Origin of the sequence: Halocynthiibacter namhaensis, assembly GCF_000812685.1 — a bacterium.
Lineage (GTDB): Bacteria > Pseudomonadota > Alphaproteobacteria > Rhodobacterales > Rhodobacteraceae > Halocynthiibacter > Halocynthiibacter namhaensis.
The window spans coordinates 11857-33035 of record NZ_JWIF01000023.1 but is presented as its reverse complement, the minus strand read 5'-3'; the positions used below and the strand labels follow the sequence as shown (position 1 = coordinate 33035).

Here is a 21179-nt window from a genome sequence, read left to right as displayed (position 1 = left end):
GTTTAAGCGGTTTCTTTGGGGAGGTAGATGGCAAAACATGTGCCATTTTCGTTGCTTTCCGCAAGCTCAAGTCGGCCACCATGCCCGCGGACCAATTCGGCTGAAATGGTAAGGCCTAACCCGGTGCCACCTTTCCGGGCGTTCCCTTGAAACGCTGTGAATAGGTTGTCCCGGGCCTTGGCAGGTAGGCCAGGCCCCGTATCTTGGACATGCAAGCACCATTCTTGTTCGGTTTCGGATGCGCCAATGGTGACGCTGCCCGCATCCATGTTGGCAGCGACGGCTTGCCGAGCATTGCGCACAAGGTTAGACAGAATGCGATGAAGTTGTTCTGCATCCGCGATGATATTCATCGTGTCGGGGACATCATCTTTGATGATCACGGGGCAATCGGCCCCTGCGGCAAGGCGTTCGCTTTCGACCACGTCACGTACAAGGGGGGGCAAGGCGAATTGATCGAGATTTGGTGTAGGTTCTTCCGCTCTGCCAAAGGCCAGCGTGCTTTCGCATAGATTAACGGCACGCGAGACCGAGCTGATAAGCTTTGGCGCAATCCGCTTGACCGTTGGGTCCTCAATGCCTTCCATACGGTCGGCCATCAGCTGAGTTACCGTTAAGATATTGCGCAGGTCGTGGCTAATTTTGGCGACTGCGCCACCAAGTTGCGCCAGACGTTCCTTTTGGCGCAATGCCCCTGTGATTTCTTGCTGCATTGAAGCCAAGGCATCTTCAGCTTCACGCAATTCTCGCACGCTTGAATCAGGCATTATGACGGTGCGGGCGTCCTCGGGCGCTCTGGCATAGGCCTGCATCACAGAAACAACGCGCTTGATTGGAAGCACGATGATGCCACGCACCGCAATAAACAGCAGCACGGCTGTAATTGCTGAAATGACCGCCGACAGCAGCAAAATGTTAAGGCCATAGTCGATCATCGCCATGCGCAACCTACCGGTGTTCATGGTAACTTCGATCAACATCCCACCTTCGCGCACGGGTTGACCCAAAAGCGTCACGACGCGTGGCTGTGTGTCAAAAAGACGCTTCACGGCGTCCCACATTAATGTGGTTGCCGGGGCCTCGCGCAGGTCAAACCTGCTGTCGACCATGGCGTCCATGGGGGATGACAGCACAAGTTGGCTCGAATCGTTGCGACGCAGAACCACGTTGTAAACGCCCGCAGAATCCAACAGCTCGGCTTCCAGTTCAGGATCGATCATGTCGTTTGCCAGAACCGCCAGTGAAGCGATCTGCGCGCGTTCCAAGCGCAAAAGCAAATAATCTTCGCGGAAACGCGCAATCGAAGGGACAAAAATCATAATCTCGGCCAGCATCACGAAGATGACGGTCAATATCAGGAAACGTCCAGAGAGAGTATTTAGACCCATTTTATTTCACCCAAGTGATTAGGGGAGCCATTTTTGAACCGCCCGTACAACACGCTTTACTGTGTTAGATTCGAATAATCTGGGCGAATAGTAAACACCCGCTACGCGCTTATTTATTTCCGAAACTGTCGGATAGGGTGCAACCATTGCGGCGACGGCACCAATTTTCAACCCATTGGCAATGACCAGCGCCCAAGTGTTTATCAGTTCGCCAGCTTGGGGGCCTGCGATTGATGCGCCGACGGGCTTTCCTTTGACGACCATGACTTTGATCAAGCCGCGTGCTTTTCCGTCGGCAATAAGACGGTCATTGCCGCTAAAATCGAATCTTAGAACTTCCAGTTTCGCCCCATATTTTTCGCGCGCTTCGGCTTCTGTCAGGCCGACCTGGGCTAATTCCGGATCGGTATATGTTGCCCAAGGAATGTGATATGTGCGTGCCTTTGCTGGCATCGCTGTTAAAGCCGATCGGATGACAATCCCTGCGTGGTAGCCTGCGACATGCGTAAACTGTAACGGCGATGCCACGTCCCCGATCGCGTAGACCTTGCGGTTGCTTGTGCGCAATCCCGCGTCCACCTTGATGAGGTTGTTTTCAACTTCAATTTCGGCGATCTCCAGGTCAAGGCGTTCGATGTTTGACTTGCGCCCTACGGCCATCAATAGATGTGTGCCTTTGAACACGCGCCCATCATGAGTTTTTACCTCAATGGCACCCGCAGCGCCGCGAATTTCAGATGCGAGGGCATCCTCGGCAATTTCGATGCCTTCCGATTTTAGATTTCGCAAAACGATTTCAGCCATCTCGGGGTCATCTTTGCCCAAGGCCTTTCCGCCTTCGATGACAGTGACTTGGCAGCCTAGCCGTCGATGGGCTTGCGCCATTTCCATACCGATGGGGCCGCCGCCAATGATAAGCAAGTGATCCGGGCGTTTGGTTTGTTCGAAAATGGTTTCATTTGTGTCGTAGGGGACAGTGTCCAAGCCCGGGATTGGGGGCAGGAGAGGGGATGAGCCCGTCGCAATAACAAATCGACGTGCGGCGATGATCGTGTCTCCAGCTTGAATTTCTGTTGGTGAAATGAATCGCCCATATTCTTGAATAACGTTGACGCCTAGGCCTTCGAAACGTTCTACGGAATCATGGGGTTCAATGGTTTTCACAACATCGGCGACATGCGCTTTTGCACGGTTGAAGTCGATCTTTGGCGCTGCCGCCGTCACCCCAAACGGGTCACCAGCTTCCATTGCGTGGGCTGCCTTTCCGGCTGCTATTAAGGCTTTTGATGGCACGCAACCGTAGTTCAAGCAGTCGCCACCCATTTTGTGACCTTCGATTAGCACGACATCGGCACCCATTTGTACAGCACCCGCGGCAACAGAAAGCCCGCCGGATCCGGCACCGATAATACAAAGGTCAGTTTTGATGCGTTTCATAGGTTAGGCCTTTTTCGATAGAGCTTTAAGCAGGATTGGCAAAGCGGCGAGGGCGCAAAGGCCGAGGATCGGGAATGAGATGTGCGGTTCAAAGATGACACCGAGATCAGGGGTTTCTTGGCGATCAAATACTTCGCCAAGGCCCGCCCCGACAGACGTGTAAACAAGGCCACCTGGGATGATTCCTAGGAATGTAGAGACCACAAAACGCCATAAGGACACGCCCACAAGGGCAGGAATAAGGTTGGCGATGAAGAAGGGAACTGCGGGAACCAAGCGGATTAGAAACAGCATAGACCATTGGTTTTCGTCAATGCCGTCTTTGATCTTCTTGATCGTGCCGTCAGCGCCTTCCATTTTGGCAGCGAGCTTTTCGCCCAATCCCCATCTGGCGGCCAAGAAGATTACCACCGCGCCAAAGGTGGCAGCCGAAATGTTGAACAATGCGCCGGGGAAGACACCAAACAGGAAGCCGCCAGTCAAGGTGGCAATCGTCGCGCCTGGTAATGAAAACGCAACAATCACAACATAAATTGCAATAAATATGATCGCAGCAAGAAGGTAATGATTGTCACGAAAAGCCGCGAGGGTCTCACGATTTGCGGCTAGAGTCTCAAAGTTAAGATGGTCACGCAAAGTAAACGCCCCAACGGCGGCAACGACAAGAATCACCAGCAGAGGAAGCAGGCGTTGCGCTGTATGTGGGGGGGCTTGTTCAGACATCAGGTGGATCCATCTATTTGTATTCATCACAATATGCGGTGTTCTGGTGTAAAGTGACAGGGGCCTCACGCAGGGGTGAACAAGGGTGAAGGAAACGAATCTAGAAGGATGGAAAACCGGGTGAAACTGTAATAGTTAGATGGTGTTTAGGCGCGACACTGCAACATTTGGACCTTTCCTAGGCACCTAATAGTGGCGATATGACCTTTCATGCAGAAAGTTCTGACTTGAAGGGACAAAAGCGGGATGCATGAATTGACTTCCCGGCCTAAGCCTCCTAAAGACCGGGTTCAGAGATTTTGGAGCTTTCGAATCTGTTTTGGATCTCGCAAGCTAATATGATGGAGACGCGCTATGAAACGCACATACCAACCTTCGAACCTCGTTCGTAAACGCCGCCACGGTTTCCGCGCACGCATGGCGACTAAAGCTGGCCGTAAAATCATCAACGCGCGCCGTGCTAAAGGCCGTGCTGAACTCAGCGCATAAAGACTTGGGCGAGCGGGATACCCCGATGATTACGCCCAATGCTGAGATGAAAGTTGCAACCGCCGAGGTGGAAACGCCTACGGCGGTTTCCGCTTGCCTGTCCGTATTGCAAAAGCGGCGTGACTTTTTGAAAGTCGCACGCGCAAAACGCGCGGTTGCGCCGGCGTTCATACTGCAGATGCGAACGCGCCAGCCGGATGAAGCAGACGGCATGCGCATTGGTTACACCTGTTCCAAAAAGGTTGGGAATGCAGTTGCACGCAATCGTGCTAAGCGCCGCTTGCGTGAGATCGCTCGGCTTGAGCTGCCCGAAAGCGGGCGCGATGGTTGCGATTACGTGTTGATTGGGCGTGCGAAAGTGACAGCGGAACGTGACTTTCTTGAGTTGCGCAAGGATTTGCGTAAGGCGCTGGGGAAGCTACACAACCCTAAACCAGCGCGGCCCAAGTCAAACGCGCTTGAAACGGCCGAGGGTGCATAACATGACCCCGCTCGCGTTCATTGTCTCTTTGCCGGTGCGTGCCTATCGCCTTCTGTTGTCTCCGTGGGTTGGTCATGGGTGCCGGTTTCAACCCACATGTTCCGCATATTCTATGGAAGCGCTTGAAAAACATGGTGCTTTCAAAGGCACATGGTTGACAGTACGCCGCATCTTTCGCTGTCACCCTTGGGGAGGTGAGGGTTACGATCCTGTGCCGCCAAAACGGATTGAGCAGCCCAAAGATCATCACTGAAGCACGCTTGCAGCAAAGCGTTTCATCTACTATTGCAGGCGCATGTATGATGAAGCTGATGATATCCACCCGCTGTTTTACGGCGCCCCCTCAACCACTGAGTTCAAAAAGCTGCGCAAGCGCATTGTACGCGCCACGCGGGAGGCGATTGAACAATACGGGATGATTGAGCCCGGTACGCGCTGGCTGGTCTGCCTTTCTGGCGGTAAAGACAGTTACACGATGCTTGCCGTCCTGCACGAATTGAAATGGCGCGGGTTGCTGCCGGTGGAGTTATTGGCCTGTAATCTTGATCAGGGTCAGCCGGGCTTTCCGGCCACTGTATTGCCTGAATTCCTAGAAAAAATGCAGGTACCTCATAAGGTTGTCTATGAAGACACCTATTCGATTGTAAAAGATAAAGTTCCAGCTGGGCGCACATATTGCGCGCTTTGCTCACGTCTGCGGCGCGGGAATCTGTATCGTATCGCGCGCGAAGAAGGTTGCTCGGCGGTTGTTTTGGGCCACCACCGGGATGACATATTGGAGACATTCTTCATGAACTTGTTTCATGGGGGGAGGTTGGCAACGATGCCCCCGAAACTGGTGAACGAGGAAGGTGATCTTTTCGTCTATCGCCCGTTGGCACATGTGGCCGAAGCCGATTGCGAGAAATTTTCCTCTGCCATGAAGTATCCCGTGATTCCCTGTGATCTATGCGGCTCACAAGATGGGCTGCAGCGCCAACAGGTTAAGGGCATTTTGGATGGTTGGGAAAAGAACAGTCCCGGGCGACGTCAGGTGATGTTTCGCGCGTTGATGAATGCTCGACCTTCGCATTTGTTGGACCCAGCTTTGTTCGATTTTGCGGGGCTTATCCGTCGAAAGGAAGCCGGATCGGGTGAAATTGAAGAAAATGAGACACAAGTTCCTCAGCTGCGTTAATGGATACCTGAAAAACAGGCGCTAAAGTTTGGTTGAATTCCTCGACATTTTCGGTGGGGACAATCAAGGCGAAACTATGCGAAATAAATCCAGTAATCCATTCTTCCAGATTAAGCGTATCATCGGCCAAGATTTGCAGCGGAACATCCGACATGGGGTTGTGCTGTTGCCGGTGGTTATGCTTGCCGCAAATCGACTGTTTGGGGATGTCGGATTGGTGACGGTGGCCGTCCTGATCCCGCTTTTGTATTATTCCATCATGCATTCGAAGTCGCTTGGGTTTGCAGAGGTTCCGCGCGATGCGACCACGGGATTGGTGTTGAAAAGTGGATTGACCCAAGCTCTTGACGAATGGATCTCTGGGGCGAGAACCTCGGGCAGTTCTACTGCCTGTGTGGCGGTGGAACTTGACGACTTTCGTGGATTGGCTGCCCGACTTGGCGAGGAAGCTAGTGATGAAATCCTGCAGAAAGTTACTGGGCGAATGCAGTCGGTTTTGCGCAGTTCGGACGTTCTTGCGCGCAACGGACGAAGTGGATTTATCCTGGGTCTTTCGCCTATTCGCAGGATTGATCTCGAAGCGATGATTCAATTAGCGGCGCGATTGCACGAAGCCATCGAGGAACCCTTGGTTCTCAAAAACATGAATGTACACTTAACCGCTTGCACGGGTTTTTGCTTGCTGTCTCGTAGCCCACGTAACGGTGCTGAGGCGTTGCTCGATGCAACGGCGGTGGCCTTGCGGCATGCGAAACAACAGGGGGCAGGGTCAATTCGCGCCTTCACCCAAGAAATGCAGCTGGAAATTATGCCAGACCCAGAATTACGTGCGCGTATTGAAAAGGCGTTGTCGAATGGTGAAATACGGCCGTGGTATCAGCCGCAAGTCTCTACAAACACGGGTAAAGTGACTGGCGTGGAAGCCTTGGCCCGTTGGATCCACCCTGACCGCGGGGTGGTGCCCCCGTCAGACTTTTTGCCTATTATTGATGCATGCGGTCTATCTGGGCGACTTGGCGAGGTCATTTTATACCACGCATTGACAGCTCTGAAGTCGCTTGACGAAGCTGGCACTGTTATCCCCGTGATGGGCGTGAACTTTTCAGACGCTGAATTGCGAGATCCGCGCTTGGTCGAGCGAATTCGCTGGGAATTGGATCGTTTTGATCTTGCCCCGCAGCGCTTGGGCATCGAGATCTTAGAAAACGTCATCGCCGACCATGATGGGGATATGATCTCTCGCAACATCAAAGGTTTGTCGGAACTTGGGTGTTACATTGACCTAGATGATTTCGGCACAGGGCATGCCTCGATCTCGAGTATCCGACGTTTTGCAATTGGGCGCTTGAAGATTGACCGGTCCTTCGTATCCAAGGTGGATGAAGATCAATCTCAACAACGTATGATTTCCGCGATTTTGACCATGGCAGAACAGCTTCAATTGGAAACCCTGGCGGAAGGGGTTGAAACACCGGGGGAACACGCAATGCTTGCTCAACTTGGTTGTGGTCATGTGCAGGGGTTTGGCGTGGCGCGCCCCATGCCGCTGGAGGATCTTCCGGCCTGGATCGGTGTTCATGAAGCCAAGTTGAACGCGACATTGCGCATCGGTGGTAAACTTGGATGACTGAGCAGGTTTGCTAATCCGATGAAACTGCGCGAAAACGGGCTTGTTCTTCCAGTTTGGGTGTGAATTCGACCGAAATCGCTTGACCTTTTGCCCCTAGGCTTGTTCAACCCGTTCAGAGTTTTAACAGGGAATATGGGCGGGATCGCATGGACGACCAGAATAAGAATCTCATTCTAGCTATCGCTTTGAGCGGGCTTGTTATGCTGTCTTGGACATATTTTTTCCCAGCAGAACAGCCTGTCGATGTTGATCCAAATGCAACAGAAATCGTGGCAAGCACTGAACTGACGGGATCTGGCACTGTTTCCGCAACAGACGGTCAAGTTGCGGCGGTCGTTGATACCGGGGTTGAAACTCAAGTCGAAGCACCGCGTTTGGACATTCAGACGGCACGTGTGACGGGGTCTTTGTCCCTACGCGGCGGTCGGATCGATGACCTGCGTTTGAATGATTACCGCGAAACACAGGCGGATGATTCTGATGTTGTGACTTTGTTATCGCCCGATGGAAGTGATGCGCCTTATTACGCCCAACATGGTTGGCGTCCGCTGCAAGGCAGTGTTTTGACGACGGAAAATGTTCCTGGCCCATCCACGATTTGGTCAGTTGAAAGTGGCGAAGTTCTGACGGCGGAGACGCCTGTTACCTTGATCTGGGACAATGGCGTTGGCCAAGTGTTCCGTCGTACAATGTCAGTTGACGAGAACTACATGTTCACGATCCGCCAGTCAGTCACCAACAACAGCGATACCACTGCAGCCCTTGCGCCTTATGCTTTGATTGCGCGCCACGGTGAGCCAAAAGATTTGAAGGGTTTTTTCATTCTCCATGAAGGCGCGATCCGTAATGCAGACGGGATCCGTGAGGAGACTGATTATGATGATATCACCGAGCTTGATTATGTCCCCGCAGAAGGTTCGCGCGCTGAAATCACCACAGTCGAGAACGACGGCTGGATTGGTTTCACCGATCACTATTGGATGACGACGTTGATCCCAGGTGTTGGCCAAGCCTTCACTGCGAAGGAACGTTATATTGATGGGCGTGAAATCTATATCGCTGAAACGCTGCTGCCGACGATTTCGGTTGCTGCAGGCACAGAAGAAGCCATCGAGACACGTTTGTTTGCCGGTGCGAAAGAATGGGAAACCATTCGCAACTATGAGCGCGAAGAAGGGGTCACAGATTATATCGATAGCATCGATTGGGGTTGGTTCTCGTTCTTCACGAAACCGATTTTCTGGCTGCTGCATACGCTGAATGGTTTGATTGGTAATATGGGTTGGGCGATTATCGCGCTGACACTTGTAATCAAGGCGATGGTTCTGCCGCTTGCGTATAAATCTTATGTTTCCATGGCGCGGATGAAAGAAATCCAACCCGAAATGGAAAAGCTGAAAGAAAAAGCAGGCGATGATCGTCAAAAACTGCAGCAAGAAATGATGAAGCTGTACAAGGAAAAGAAAGTGAACCCAGCTGCTGGGTGTTTGCCGATCCTTGTGCAAATTCCGATCTTCTTCTCGTTGTATAAAGTGATCTTTGTAACCTTGGAACTGCGCCACGCTTCGTGGATTGGCTGGATCCGCGATCTGTCCGCGCCTGACCCAAGTTCGATCTTGAATCTCTTTGGGTTGCTGCCATTCGCAGCGCCAGATCCAAGCAGCATTCTTGTGTTTATTTCGCTTGGTGTTCTGCCGATCCTGTTGGGTATCTCAATGTGGTTACAACAGAAGTTGAACCCTGCTCCAACTGATCCGACACAACAGATGATCTTTGCTTGGATGCCTTGGGTTTTCATGTTCATGTTGGGCGGCTTTGCCTCTGGTCTGGTTCTTTACTGGATTGCGAACAACACAATCACCTTCATGCAGCAATATGCAATTATGCGCAGCCATGGTCACAAACCGGATATTTTTGGCAACATCAAATCCGGCATAAAGAAGCGTGAGAAAAACAGCTGATGGGAACACTCGCCCAGATTTGGCGCCATCCAATTAAGGCGCATGGGCGTGAAGCCATCGTAAGCGCGCGGCTGGATCCCAGTCGCGCGTTACCGTTGGATCGTCTCTGGGCTGTGGCGCATGCAAATGCGAAACTGTCCCCAAGTGAAGATGGCTGGCATCGCTGCCCCAATTTTTCACGTGGGGCGTCGGCACCGCTTTTGCAGGCCTTGGAATGCAAAGTTGATCAAGCCAGTCAGACGCTGACGTTGACACATCCGCAAAAGCCTGGGATCACGGTGAACCCGGATGATGCGAATGACCAAGCGCGGTTGATTGGCTGGTTACAGGACCTAACGCCGGATGGACGACCAAAGCCAGTGGCGATCATTAAGGCGCAGAACGCGATGACGGACAGCCAAACTGTATCGTTGTCCCTGATCAATCTTGCCAGCAATGATGCGATTGGGGCAGGGCTTGGGCAGGGTATTTCGCCTTTGCGTTGGCGCGGGAACATGCTGGTCGCGGGGCTTGACCCTTGGGAAGAACGCAGTTGGGTTGGCAAAAACATCCGCATCGGGAGCACAGAGTTTTATATTCGCAAAGAAATAACCCGTTGTCGTATGACAGAAGCAAATCCCGAGACTGGTGAACGTGACGCGGACACTTTGGGTGCATTAAAACGCGGATGGGACATCCAAGAAATGGGTGTGCATGCGGTGGTAACAAAAGCCGGTGAAATCACCGTCGATGACAAAGTTGAGGTGCTCTGATGGAAGTGAAATTCCCGCTGGCCGAAGAACCTGATGACTTCACACGTGAAAAAGGCCGCATGTTATTTGCTGGCGAAACCACCTTTCTAAAAGGTGTGGTTGCGATGGATGGAATGCCGCCGGACGACCGCTTAGAAGTGTGTTTTGCAGGGCGTTCAAACGTTGGAAAATCAAGTTTGATCAATGCGTTGACCGGGCGCAAGGCGCTGGCACGTGCATCTAATACACCAGGCCGTACCCAGGAAATCAACTATTTCTGCGCGGGTGAAGACAGTCATTATCTGGTCGACCTTCCTGGTTATGGCTTCGCGAATGCACCATTGCCAGTGGTTGAGAAATGGCAACGTTTGTTGAAGCGTTATCTTTCCGGACGTGCAACATTGCGCAGGGCGTTCGTATTGGTTGATACGCGCCATGGTGTGAAACCGGTCGACCATGAAATCATGTCATTGTTGGACCGATCTGCTGTGGCGTTTCAGGTCGTGATGACGAAAATGGATAAAGTTAGCGTCGCAGATCGCCAGAAGAACCTAGATCAAACGCGCAAAGAATTGCAAAAACATCCCGCAGCCTTCCCTGAGATCGTTATGACCAGTTCTGAAAAGGGCGATGGGATTGAAACCCTGCGCAGTATCATTGCCACGCTGACCTGATCGGGTCAAAATTTACCAGGTAACAAGATGAAGAAGCAAGACGCCATGAACCAGGACTGGATCGCCACTGCCCGCACTCTGTCAAAAGCTCTGCCCTATCTGCAGCGATATGACGGCGCGATTGTTGTGATCAAAATGGGTGGCCACGCGATGGGCAACGACGAAGCGATTGCGACGTTCGCGCGTGACGTTGTTCTGATGCAGCAAGTTGGCTTGAACCCCGTGATCGTGCATGGCGGTGGTCCGATGATCAACGAGATGTTGGGTAAACTTGATATTAAATCTGAGTTTGTGAATGGTAAACGTGTGACGGATGAAGCCACGATTGAAGTGGTTGAGATGGTTCTGTCGGGACGTGTGAATAAGAAAATAACCCAAGCGATCAATGCCGAAGGTGGGCGGGCTGTCGGGCTTTCCGGCAAAGACGCGCATCTGATCACCTGCGATGTGACAGACCCTGTGTTGGGCCTTGTTGGCACGCCGGCTGAGGTCGACACTGCCGTTTTACAAACCCTGTTTGATGCGGACACGATTCCTGTGATTGCACCGCTTGGCGTCGGCCGTGATGGCGCGACATTGAACATCAATGGTGACACGGCTGCGGGCGCGATTGCGGCTGCACTTGAGGCAGATCGCCTGTTGTTGCTGACCGATGTGGATGGCGTCCGTGATGCGTCGGGCGAGGTCGTGACCGAATTGACCGTTGAACATATCCGTCAGATGACCGCGGATGGTGTGATCAAAGGTGGGATGATCCCCAAAACGGAAACTTGCCTTGATGCGATTTCTGGTGGTGTTCGCGCTGCGGTGATTTTGGATGGACGGGCACCGAATGCCTGTTTGCTTGAGCTGTTCACAGATCACGGCGCTGGGTCGATCATTCGCGCCAGCGCCGAATAGATTTATCCGCGAAATGCTACTGATTGCGGTGCAATTGTTAGACACGCGAATCGAAACTGGTTATCCTCCGGACATGTGAAATCTGGAGTTTATTAACTATGTCTATTCTGAAACGTGGCCTCAAAGGCGCACCTGTAAAACGCTTGCAAGAAAAATTGGGCGTTGCGGCTGACGGCGACTTTGGTGGCGGCACCGAGAAAGCCTTGAAAGAATTCCAGCAAGCGAACGGCTTGGCGGTTGATGGCATCGCTGGGCCAGACACATTTGCAGAAATGGGCCTGCCAGAGCTGATTCTTCTGCGCGTCGGATCACGTGGTAAGATGGTCAAAAATATGCAGGAATGTCTTGGAATTGGTGCAGACGGCCACTTTGGTGCGGGCACAAAGAAAGCCGTAGAAGAATTTCAGGCGGCAAATGGCGTGGCGGTTGATGGCATGGCGGGTCCTGGGACCCTGTCCAAAATGCTGGGGCTTCTGGCGATCTTTACCCCTGAAGTGGTGGAAAAAGCTGTCGTTCAAGCCGATGAAGAGCACTTTGAGGGCGAAGCCCTGCCAGAATTTGATGGTGGTGACGTTGTAGCCGCCGGAACTGAACCAGAAGCAGAGACATCCGTTTGGGGCAAAGTCACTGGTTTGTTCTCTTAAAACCTAATTACAACAATTGATAACAGGCGTCCGGATCACTTCGGGCGCCCTTTTTTTATCTATTGATGAAGCGATCACATATCCTGCGAAACCCACAAGACCAGCGCGTCTTCTTCGCTGACGGAAACACAGCAATGGCCCATTGAGGCGTCATAATAAACGGAATCGCCGGTGCCTAGGCGTAGCGGGCGGTAGTGTTCGGTGTGCAATTCGACGTCGCCTTCCAGCACATACATGAATTCTTCGCCGCGATGGCGCACCCATTCTCCGAACTGCGACATGTCACGGGCGCGGATACGCGATAGATAGGGCAGCATGGATTTGCTGGTGATTTCTGTGCACAATAATTCATGTTCATAGGTTTCGGTTTTCCGCATTTCGCCGTGATCTTTGCGTGTCACATCGCGGCGACCGGCGATTTCACGGGATTTGCTTTGGACAAACAGTTGCGGGGTCTGCAGATCCAATGCCTCGGTGAGGCGACGAATGATATCAAAGCCTGCGCGGGTTTGATCGTTTTCGATCTTAGACAGTGTGGATCGACCGATTCCCGCACGTTTCGCCGTTTCCTCTAAGGTCCAGCCGCGCGTGCGCCGTGTTTCACGGATAAGACGTGCAAGACCTGCGCTGTCTTGGGCAATTTCAGCCGCTTCCAAGCCACGTAGGGGCTGAATATCTTCCATTTCGGCCATTTGGGCGTCCTTTTCACAAAACCGCGTGCAGGAAATCAATACAGAATGAGGTATTGATTTGCACTTTAAATGAGTCTAATCAGAAAAAGTTCCTTAAGGGGAAATTTTTTCCCTTATAGGGGAAATACTGGAAACACCGCGCGGGCAAGACCTGCGCATTCAGGGAGAAGCAGAGTATGACTGAGCCACGCCGCACACCGCTTTATGATCTTCACGTCGAACTTGGCGGAAAAATGGTAGACTTCGCGGGCTGGGAAATGCCTGTGCAATACCCGCTGGGCATCATGGGTGAACACAACCAATGCCGCGAGAAAGCTGCGATTTTTGACGTGTCCCACATGGCGCAGGTTGAACTGCATGGTGAGGGTGCCGCTGAAAAGCTAGAAGCGCTTTGCCCACAAGCCTTCACCACACTGAAGCCTGGCAAATGTCGTTACGGTTTCTTCACCAATGAAACTGGCGGCATTATGGATGACCTGATCGTGTCCAACGCTGGTGATTTCATCTATCTTGTTGTGAACGCGTCTATGCGTGACCAAGATATCCCACACATGCGCGCAAACCTTGAAGGTATTGAAGTGCGTGAGATTACCGATCGCGCGCTGATCGCGGTGCAGGGCCCAAAAGCCGAAGCAGTTGTTGCGGCGCATTGCCCAGAAGCAGCGGAACTGACCTTCATGGCGACAACCGTGGCTGACATTGATGGTGTATCATGTCGCATTTCACGTCTGGGTTACACCGGCGAAGATGGTTATGAAATTTCCATCCCAGAAGGCGACGCGGTTCGCCTGACACGCCTGTTCCTTGAAAATGACGATTGTGATGTCTCTGGCCTTGGAGCCCGTGACAGTCTGCGTCTGGAATCTGGCCTGTGTCTGTATGGAAATGACATCAATGGCGAAACTTCGCCTGTGGAAGGCAACCTGACTTGGGCGATGCAGAAGCGTCGCAAAGAAGAAGGCGGCTTCCCTGGTGCGGACCGCATTCAACGTGAATTGGCAGAAGGTCCTGCGAAACTGTTGGTTGGTATCAAACCAGAAGGTCGTGCCCCTGCGCGTGCTGGCGTCGAAGTGCAATGCGTTGAGGGCAACACCATCGGTGCCATCACATCCGGCAGCTTTGGCCCAACAGTGGGTGGTCCGGTTGCTATGGGTTACGTCTCAAAAGGTCACGGAGAGGCCGGCGAGAAGGTAAATCTGGTCATCCGCGGGAAAACTCAGCCCGCAGAGATTGTCAAACTGCCATTTGTGCAGCAAAACTATAAGCGCTGACAGCGTTAACATCGGGAGATAAGTAAAATGTCCACCTATTATTCAGAAGACCACGAATGGATTGCCGTTGAAGGTGATATCGCCACAATCGGTATCACTGCACACGCTGCAGAGCAACTTGGTGAAGTTGTGTTCGTTGAGCAAAAAGATGCAGACGACGAGTTCGAAAAAGGCGACGAGATCGGCGTGATCGAATCTGTTAAAGCCGCTTCCGAAATCTACGCACCCGTAGATGGCACCATCGTTGAAGCCAACGAGATGCTGGAAGGCAACCCTGCTGCGCTGAACGAAAGCCCAGAAGGCGACGCTTGGATCTACAAAGTGAAAATGTCTGACTTGTCACAGGTTGATGACCTGATGTCAGAAGCGGATTACAAATCCTTCATCGGTTAATCTGAAAATAACAAATATCCGGCCAGATCCCCTGGCCGGATATTGCTGCACAGCCTGCCCCAGGGGGAAATTACATGTCATTCAAGCTTACTGACTACGAAGCCTATGACTTCGCCAACCGTCGCCACATCGGGCCAGCCCCGCAGGAAATGGCGGAGATGTTGAAGGTCATCGGGTATACAACCCTTGATGAACTGATCGACGACACCGTTCCAGCAGCGATCCGCCAGAAAGCGGCGCTTGATTGGGGTGATGCGATGTCTGAGCGTGACGCGCTCCATCACATGAAGAAAATTGCGAAGAAAAATAAAGTTCTGACGTCCTTGATTGGTCAGGGTTACCACGGCACAACCACACCTGCGCCGATCCTGCGTAACATTCTGGAAAACCCTGCTTGGTACACGGCCTATACGCCTTACCAACCTGAGATTTCTCAAGGCCGCCTTGAAGCGCTGTTGAACTTCCAGACCATGGTGTCTGATTTCACAGGCCTTGAAATTGCAAACGCATCTTTGCTGGACGAAGCGACCGCAGCGGCTGAAGCCATGGCAATGGCGAAACGCGCGGGCAAATCCAAGTCAAACGCCGCTTCGTTCTTTGTGGACAAATTCTGTCACCCACAGACCATCGCCGTGATCAAGACACGTGCGGAGCCTCTGGGCATTGACGTGACTGTTGCGGATCCTGCGGATATGGAAGCTGGCGCACACTTTGGTGCGATCTTCCAATACCCTGGCACCAACGGTCATGTGCGTGATTTCACTGCACAAATCGCGGCCCTGCATGAGCACAAAGCAATCGCGGTTGTTGCGGCTGACATCCTGTCGCTGGCATTGCTGAAATCACCTGGTGAAATGGGCGCAGATATCGCCATCGGTTCCACCCAGCGTTTCGGCGTTCCAATGGGATACGGTGGCCCACACGCTGCTTACATGGCGACCAATGACAAGCTGAAACGTTCCATGCCAGGCCGTATCATCGGTGTGTCCATTGATAGTCGTGGCAACAAAGCCATGCGTCTGGCGCTGCAAACTCGTGAACAGCACATCCGTCGTGAAAAGGCGAACTCTAACGTTTGTACAGCGCAGGCTCTGCTGGCTGTTATCGCGTCCATGTACGCTGTGTATCACGGCCCTGACGGCATCAAAGCGATTGCACAATCCGTGCACCGTAAGACATCCCGTCTGGCGAAAGGTCTGGAAGAAGCAGGCTTTAACGTGGCACCAGAAGTGTTCTTCGACACGATCACCGTTGAAGTTGGCTCTTTGCAAGGCGTTGTCATGCAAGCGGCTGTCAACAATGGCGTGAACCTGCGTAAAGTGGGCGAAGATCGTGTTGGTATTTCCCTGGATGAACAAACCCGTCCAGAAACCATCGAGGCTGTTTGGCGTGCTTTTGGCATCGACAAAAAGGACGACAGCAAAGCGAACCGCGAATATCGTTTGCCAGACTCAATGCTGCGTGAAACTGAATATCTGACACACCCGATCTTCCACATGAACCGGGCTGAAGCAGAAATCACACGTTACATGCGTCGTCTGGCTGACCGTGACCTCGCGCTTGATCGTTCAATGATCCCACTTGGGTCCTGTACAATGAAGCTGAACGCGACGGTTGAGATGATCCCTGTAACTTGGCCTGAATTTGGCGACCTGCACCCATTTGTGCCGGCTGATCAAGCGCTTGGTTATTCCGAGATGATTTCAGACTTGAATGATAAACTGTGCCAAATCACAGGGTATGATGCGATTTCACAGCAGCCAAACTCTGGTGCGCAGGGTGAATATGCGGGTCTTTTGACCATCCGTGGTTACCACAAGGCAAACGGTGAAGGCGCACGTAATGTTTGTCTGATCCCAACCTCTGCCCATGGTACAAACCCAGCATCCGCCCAAATGGTTGGCTGGAAAGTTGTACCGGTTTTGGTTGACGATAAGGGTAACATTGACGTTGCGGATTTCCGCGCGAAAGCGGAAAAGCACTCTGACAGCCTTGCGGCTTGTATGATCACATACCCATCCACGCATGGTGTGTTTGAGGAAACCGTACAAGAAATCTGCCAGATCACCCATGATCACGGCGGCCAAGTTTACATCGATGGCGCGAATATGAACGCTATGGTTGGTCTTGCGCGTCCAGGGGACGTAGGCGGTGACGTAAGCCACCTTAACCTGCACAAAACCTTCTGCATTCCACACGGTGGTGGTGGGCCAGGCATGGGTCCGATTGGTGTGAAATCACACCTGATCGCGCATCTTCCTGGGCACCCTGAATATGCGGGCGCTGTTGGTCCGGTTTCAGCGGCACCATTTGGATCACCTTCGATCCTTCCCGTGTCTTGGGCCTATATCTTGTTGATGGGCGGCGCAGGCCTGACCCAAGCAACCAAGGTTGCGATCCTGAACGCGAACTATATCGCAGCAAGTCTGAAGGATGATTATGACATCCTGTATTCAGCCGAGAATGGTCGTGTGGCGCATGAATGTATCCTTGATACACGCCCGCTTGACGAAAGCGCGCATGTAACCGTGGATGATATCGCTAAGCGTTTGATCGATAACGGTTTCCACGCGCCGACCATGTCCTGGCCTGTTGCTGGTACGCTGATGGTTGAGCCAACAGAATCTGAACCAAAAGCCGAGATCGACCGCTTTATCGCTGCGATGAAAGATATTCGCAGTGAAGTGCGTGACATTGAAAGCGGCAAATCTGATGCGGAGAACAACCCGCTGAAAAACGCGCCGCATACTGTTGAAGATCTGGTGGGTGAATGGGATCGTCCATATTCACGCGAACAGGCTTGCTTCCCTGCGGGTGCTTTCCGTGTGGACAAATATTGGTCCCCTGTGAACCGTGTCGACAACGTGTACGGCGACCGGAACTTGATCTGCACATGTCCTCCGATGGAAGACTACGCTGAAGAAGAGTAAACCTTCCTTAATAGACTTTGAAAAGGCGGCCTTCGGGTCGCCTTTTTGTTTGTGGGCTAGGGGATTTATCTGCGGCCATAAAAATACCCGGCGCAAAGGCCGGGCATTTTCCAAAACTGTCTAAAGTTGGATCAGTTCTGAGGGGCTGGATTGGGCAGGATCAGGTTCAGAACCAGACCGGCGATGCCGGACAGGCCGATACCTGCGAGTGCGAAACCTTCTCCGAAGTTGATTGTCAAACCACCCAGCCCGACCACCAGAATAGTTGAGACAATCACCATGTTGCGCGGCTCTGTCAGGGCGTCGCCCAGACGTGTCAGCACAGACAGGCCAACCACAGTCACCATGCCAAACAGCAAGATCATGATGCCGCCCATAACCGGCATTGGGATCGTGCCAAGCGCGCCGCCAAGTTTGCCAACAAAAGACAGTACAATCGCAAAGATTGCGGCCCATGTCATGATCGCCGGGTTAAAGGCACGTGTCAGGGTCACGGCACCTGTGACCTCGGAATAGGTGGTGTTCGGTGGTCCGCCAAGGAAGCCAGCGGCCATCGTCGCAAGACCATCACCCAGCATGGTGTTCTCGATGCCTGGCTCCTCCATGTAATCTTTTTTGGTGACGTTGCCGATGGCCAGAATGTCACCGAAATGTTCGATCGCTGGTGCAATCGCGACGGGCAGGATGAACATGATGGCTGCAAAGTTGAATTCCGGTGTGACAAAGGCCGGGATTGCGAACCATGGCGCGCTTGTGAAGGCGGCCCCATTGATCAGGCTTTCGCCTGTGATCATGCCCATGATGATCGCTGCGATATAACCCGCAATCACGCCGACAAGGATCGGCACAATACGCATGATTCCGCGCCCAAGAATCGCGGTCAGCATCGTTGCACCAAGGGATACAGCCGCGATGATCAATGCGGTGGATTTCGCCATGATCTGCGTGTCACCCGCAAGACCCGTGGACATGTTCACAGCAACTGGCGCAAGCGACAGGCCGATGATCATGATGACCGGGCCCACCACGATGGGGGGCAAAAGTTTGTGCAGAAAGCCACTGCCAAAGATGCGAATCGCAAAGCTTAGCGCCACATACAGCAGGCCAGCCGCAGCCAGGCCCCCGGTGGTCGCTGCAAGACCCCAGGTTTGGGTCGCGTAACCAATGGGGGCGATGAACGCAAAGGATGACGCCAGAAATACGGGGACTTTGCCCTTGGTCACGATCTGAAAAATCAGGGTGCCAAGGCCTGCGGTAAAGAGGGCAACGCTGGGGTTCAGACCTGTCAGCAGTGGCACCAAGACGAGGGCACCAAAGGCGACGAACAGCATCTGTGCCCCGATTAGGGCCTGGCCTGGGCCAAATTTATAGTCGGTATTTTCGATAGGGGTCATTTTGCATCCTTCTGGACCAATCGGTCCAATCATCCAAATTCGCATCTTACTGGCGGATTACTGCTTGGTATTCCAGACTGGTTTTGCATCTGGGTAAGATTTTCTGCGAGTAAACCGGAAAATAGGCGTTGGGCGCTTTTGGTGGGCGGGAAACATGGTATAGGGCGGGCAGCCTGAAAGAGGAAAACCCATGTCAGCCACTTGCGAAATTTGTTCAAATACTACCCCATTGACCAGCCACAGCATGGCCCCGCGGGACGCCGTGGTTGATCTGTGCGAGACATGTCTTTCTGGCGTGAAAGGCCCGCTGACCGAAGCACCGCATTGGCAATGTTTGAATGAGGCGATCTGGTCTGAAACCGATGCGGTGAAGGTTCTGGCTTATCGGTTGTTGTTCGGTTTGAAATCGGAAGCTTGGGCGCGTGATTTGCTGGACATCGCATATCTGGAACCCGATGTTTTAGCCTGGGCCGAGGCGGATCTACCAGATGAAAATGCGATTATTCACCGGGACAGCAATGGCGTTGTTTTGGCTGTTGGGGACGCGGTTGTTTTGATCAAAGACCTGCCTGTGAAAGGTGGTGGCTTTACGGCGAAACGCGGCACTGCAGTGCGCAATATTTCCCTGTCGCCGGATAATGAAACGCATATTGAGGGTCGGGTGAATGGCCAGCAAATTGTGATCTTGACGCAGTTTGTAAAGAAAACCGGCTGATCAGAACTCCATTGGGATGGTGACTGGGCCGTCATTGAGAAGGCGAACTTTCATGTCGGCTCCGAACTGTCCGGTCTGAACAGAAATGCCCTCTGACTGCATGCGGGTGATAAAATATTCATAAAGCCGTGCGCCGTCTTCCGGGGGGGCGGCGGCTGAAAAACCAGGGCGATTACCCCGGGATGTATCAGCGGCCAATGTGAATTGACTGACGATCAAAGCGGCACCGCCTGTCTCTGAAAGAGACCGATTCATACGGCCTTCTTCATCGCGAAAAATACGTAATTTTGCGATCTTAGCTGTAAGCTTATCTGCGTTGGCTTCGGTGTCGCTTTGCATGGCGCAGACCAAAATCAGCACGCCTTCAGCGATTTCCCCGATACGAATACCATCCACATCGACGCTGGCCTCAGAGACTCGTTGAACCACTGCTTTCATACGCTTTCCTTATTGGTTTTGTGCGATCAAATATCCGACGCCACCGGCGACGATCAAACCGATGATGACAGAAAATGTGATCTTCCAAACCGACCAAGGGCGTTCGCCTTGAACGCGGCCCGTTTGTCCGTTGACCACGAAACGATAGGTTTTGCCACGATATTTATAGGCAGCCATCCAAATCGGCAAAAGGATATGCTTGAACGTCACATCGGACACGCTGGTGTCTACGGCACTGATCCGCTGGCGATCACCGCCAATGTCGAATTTGATGTCGCGGCGAATGACGTTGTCCATCAAGGTCCGGGCTTCGTTATAGCCATCGGACAATTCGACGACATAGCCTTCGGAATTAAAACCTGCCAAATATTCCGGCCGATAAGGTTCGAGATGGGACAAATCCCATGGCGCCAAAGCGTCGGTGTATTTTTTAGGCAGGCTGCGGCTGGCAAGCACCAACACGTCATCGAAAAACCGGGCGACCCGGCCTGAAACATTACACCAACGAATCTTTTGGACGCGCCGTATTTCGGTTTTTCCGTTTACTGTAACGGTACGGTTCTCGTAATAGACGGTGCCGCGTTGACCCGAATAACGCGATTTCGTATCGGCGTCGTAGGTCCAATAAGGGACATAGATGCCGTTCATTTTACGGCCCTTTCGGGCGTATTCCTGCAAGCCACCAGGGGCAAACCAAAGTTTGCCAAGCCAAGCGTTCATCTGGTCGTGGGCGGCACGTTCTTCCAAGGCGAAGGGCAGGGCGGCTTTGGGCTTGATCTGACGGGATGCGCCCGTGTCAGTGACGACAGGGGTTGCGCAAAATGGACATTCCTGGGCGTGGTTCTGGTCGGAAAACACGACCTGCGCGCCGCAGTTCGTGCAAGATGATGTGCGAATTTCTTCTGTATCCGCTTCGGGCAGGCGGGCGTTTAGCGCAGCGCGAAAGTCTAGCTCTCGGATTGCATCTGAACGCGGGGGGGCGCCGTGGCCTTCCATCACCTCGGTGTTGCCGCAATGGTCGCAGCTCAATAGGCCGGCAGCCGGATCAAAACGCAGATCCGATCCGCAGGCGTTACAGGGAAAACGATGGGTTTCTTTAGTGTCAGACATG

Annotated in this window: 21 protein-coding genes; 14 read left to right on the top strand and 7 right to left on the bottom strand. The window is 52.8% G+C overall.

From position 1 onward, the window contains the following. Positions 1-2: 2 nt before the first annotated feature. The 3 genes from RJ38_RS04690 to RJ38_RS04680 are packed head-to-tail and all read right to left on the bottom strand — an operon-like array spanning position 3 to position 3548. A complete protein-coding gene (locus RJ38_RS04690; RefSeq protein WP_039017741.1) occupies positions 3-1388 on the bottom strand; it encodes a sensor histidine kinase in 1386 nt (461 codons plus the stop codon). 18 nt (positions 1389-1406) lie between these two features. Beyond that, positions 1407-2825 (bottom strand): dihydrolipoyl dehydrogenase family protein, encoded by a 1419-nt coding sequence (locus RJ38_RS04685; RefSeq protein ID WP_039017740.1) that lies wholly within the window; start codon positions 2823-2825, stop codon positions 1407-1409. A 3-nt stretch (positions 2826-2828) separates the two neighbouring features. Beyond that, positions 2829-3548, bottom strand: a complete 720-nt coding sequence (locus tag RJ38_RS04680; protein WP_039017739.1) for a TVP38/TMEM64 family protein — start codon at positions 3546-3548, stop codon at positions 2829-2831. A 354-nt stretch (positions 3549-3902) separates the two neighbouring features. Here RJ38_RS04680 and rpmH point away from each other — a divergent pair, with 354 nt between their 5' ends. The 10 genes from rpmH (at position 3903) to RJ38_RS04630 (ending at position 12235) form a co-directional block, all read left to right on the top strand. After that, positions 3903-4037 carry a 50S ribosomal protein L34 gene (gene rpmH, locus RJ38_RS04675; RefSeq protein ID WP_039017738.1) on the top strand — a complete coding sequence of 45 codons (135 nt, stop codon included), beginning with the start codon at positions 3903-3905 and terminating at the stop codon, positions 4035-4037. A gap of 25 nt (positions 4038-4062) precedes the next feature. Next, positions 4063-4518 (top strand): ribonuclease P protein component, encoded by a 456-nt coding sequence (gene rnpA / locus RJ38_RS04670; RefSeq protein ID WP_052245203.1) that lies wholly within the window; start codon positions 4063-4065, stop codon positions 4516-4518. 1 nt (position 4519) lies between these two features. Continuing rightward, a complete protein-coding gene (gene yidD, locus RJ38_RS04665; protein WP_039017737.1) occupies positions 4520-4771 on the top strand; it encodes a membrane protein insertion efficiency factor YidD in 252 nt (83 codons plus the stop codon). A 42-nt stretch (positions 4772-4813) separates the two neighbouring features. Further along, positions 4814-5695 (top strand): tRNA 2-thiocytidine(32) synthetase TtcA, encoded by an 882-nt coding sequence (ttcA, locus tag RJ38_RS04660; protein ID WP_039017736.1) that lies wholly within the window; start codon positions 4814-4816, stop codon positions 5693-5695. 76 nt (positions 5696-5771) lie between these two features. Beyond that, positions 5772-7322, top strand: coding sequence for a putative bifunctional diguanylate cyclase/phosphodiesterase (locus tag RJ38_RS04655; RefSeq protein ID WP_082005633.1), 1551 nt, complete (start codon positions 5772-5774; stop codon positions 7320-7322). Between the two features lie 149 nt (positions 7323-7471). Beyond that, positions 7472-9286 carry a membrane protein insertase YidC gene (gene yidC, locus RJ38_RS04650; protein WP_039017735.1) on the top strand — a complete coding sequence of 605 codons (1815 nt, stop codon included), beginning with the start codon at positions 7472-7474 and terminating at the stop codon, positions 9284-9286. After that, positions 9286-10038: an MOSC domain-containing protein gene (locus RJ38_RS04645; protein ID WP_052245201.1), complete on the top strand. Its 753-nt coding sequence runs from the start codon at positions 9286-9288 to the stop codon at positions 10036-10038. The genes yidC and RJ38_RS04645 overlap by 1 nt, the downstream gene beginning before the upstream one ends. Continuing rightward, the gene (gene yihA, locus RJ38_RS04640) at positions 10038-10691 is read left to right on the top strand and encodes a ribosome biogenesis GTP-binding protein YihA/YsxC (RefSeq protein ID WP_039017733.1); all 654 of its coding nucleotides are present in this window, start codon (positions 10038-10040) and stop codon (positions 10689-10691) included. The genes RJ38_RS04645 and yihA overlap by 1 nt, the downstream gene beginning before the upstream one ends. 27 nt (positions 10692-10718) lie before the next feature. Next, entirely contained in the window at positions 10719-11591 is an 873-nt protein-coding gene (argB, locus tag RJ38_RS04635; protein WP_039017732.1) for an acetylglutamate kinase, read from the top strand. A 98-nt stretch (positions 11592-11689) separates the two neighbouring features. After that, the gene (locus tag RJ38_RS04630; RefSeq protein ID WP_039017731.1) at positions 11690-12235 is read left to right on the top strand and encodes a peptidoglycan-binding domain-containing protein; all 546 of its coding nucleotides are present in this window, start codon (positions 11690-11692) and stop codon (positions 12233-12235) included. A gap of 74 nt (positions 12236-12309) precedes the next feature. Here the strand turns inward: RJ38_RS04630 and RJ38_RS04625 are convergent, their stop codons facing one another. Next, a complete protein-coding gene (locus RJ38_RS04625; protein ID WP_039017765.1) occupies positions 12310-12918 on the bottom strand; it encodes a helix-turn-helix domain-containing protein in 609 nt (202 codons plus the stop codon). Positions 12919-13103: 185 nt separating this feature from the next. Between RJ38_RS04625 and gcvT the strand changes: the two genes are divergently transcribed. The 3 genes from gcvT (at position 13104) to gcvP (ending at position 17521) form a co-directional block, all read left to right on the top strand. Further along, positions 13104-14198: a glycine cleavage system aminomethyltransferase GcvT gene (gene gcvT, locus RJ38_RS04620; RefSeq protein ID WP_039017730.1), complete on the top strand. Its 1095-nt coding sequence runs from the start codon at positions 13104-13106 to the stop codon at positions 14196-14198. A 27-nt stretch (positions 14199-14225) separates the two neighbouring features. Continuing rightward, on the top strand, positions 14226-14591 hold the full coding sequence (gcvH, locus tag RJ38_RS04615) for a glycine cleavage system protein GcvH (RefSeq protein ID WP_039017729.1): 366 nt from the start codon (positions 14226-14228) through the stop codon (positions 14589-14591). Between the two features lie 74 nt (positions 14592-14665). Then, positions 14666-17521, top strand: coding sequence for an aminomethyl-transferring glycine dehydrogenase (gene gcvP, locus RJ38_RS04610; protein ID WP_039017728.1), 2856 nt, complete (start codon positions 14666-14668; stop codon positions 17519-17521). Between the two features lie 131 nt (positions 17522-17652). On the opposite strand, the gene RJ38_RS04605 is transcribed toward gcvP, so the two are convergent. Further along, positions 17653-18915, bottom strand: a complete 1263-nt coding sequence (locus RJ38_RS04605; protein ID WP_039017764.1) for a uracil-xanthine permease family protein — start codon at positions 18913-18915, stop codon at positions 17653-17655. Positions 18916-19105: 190 nt separating this feature from the next. Between RJ38_RS04605 and RJ38_RS04600 the strand changes: the two genes are divergently transcribed. After that, positions 19106-19630, top strand: a complete 525-nt coding sequence (locus RJ38_RS04600) for a PhnA domain-containing protein (protein WP_039017727.1) — start codon at positions 19106-19108, stop codon at positions 19628-19630. On the opposite strand, the gene dtd is transcribed toward RJ38_RS04600, so the two are convergent. Then, positions 19631-20068 (bottom strand): D-aminoacyl-tRNA deacylase, encoded by a 438-nt coding sequence (gene dtd, locus RJ38_RS04595; RefSeq protein ID WP_039017726.1) that lies wholly within the window; start codon positions 20066-20068, stop codon positions 19631-19633. Between the two features lie 9 nt (positions 20069-20077). Further along, positions 20078-21178, bottom strand: coding sequence for a TFIIB-type zinc ribbon-containing protein (locus RJ38_RS04590; protein ID WP_039017725.1), 1101 nt, complete (start codon positions 21176-21178; stop codon positions 20078-20080). Position 21179 lies beyond the last annotated feature (1 nt).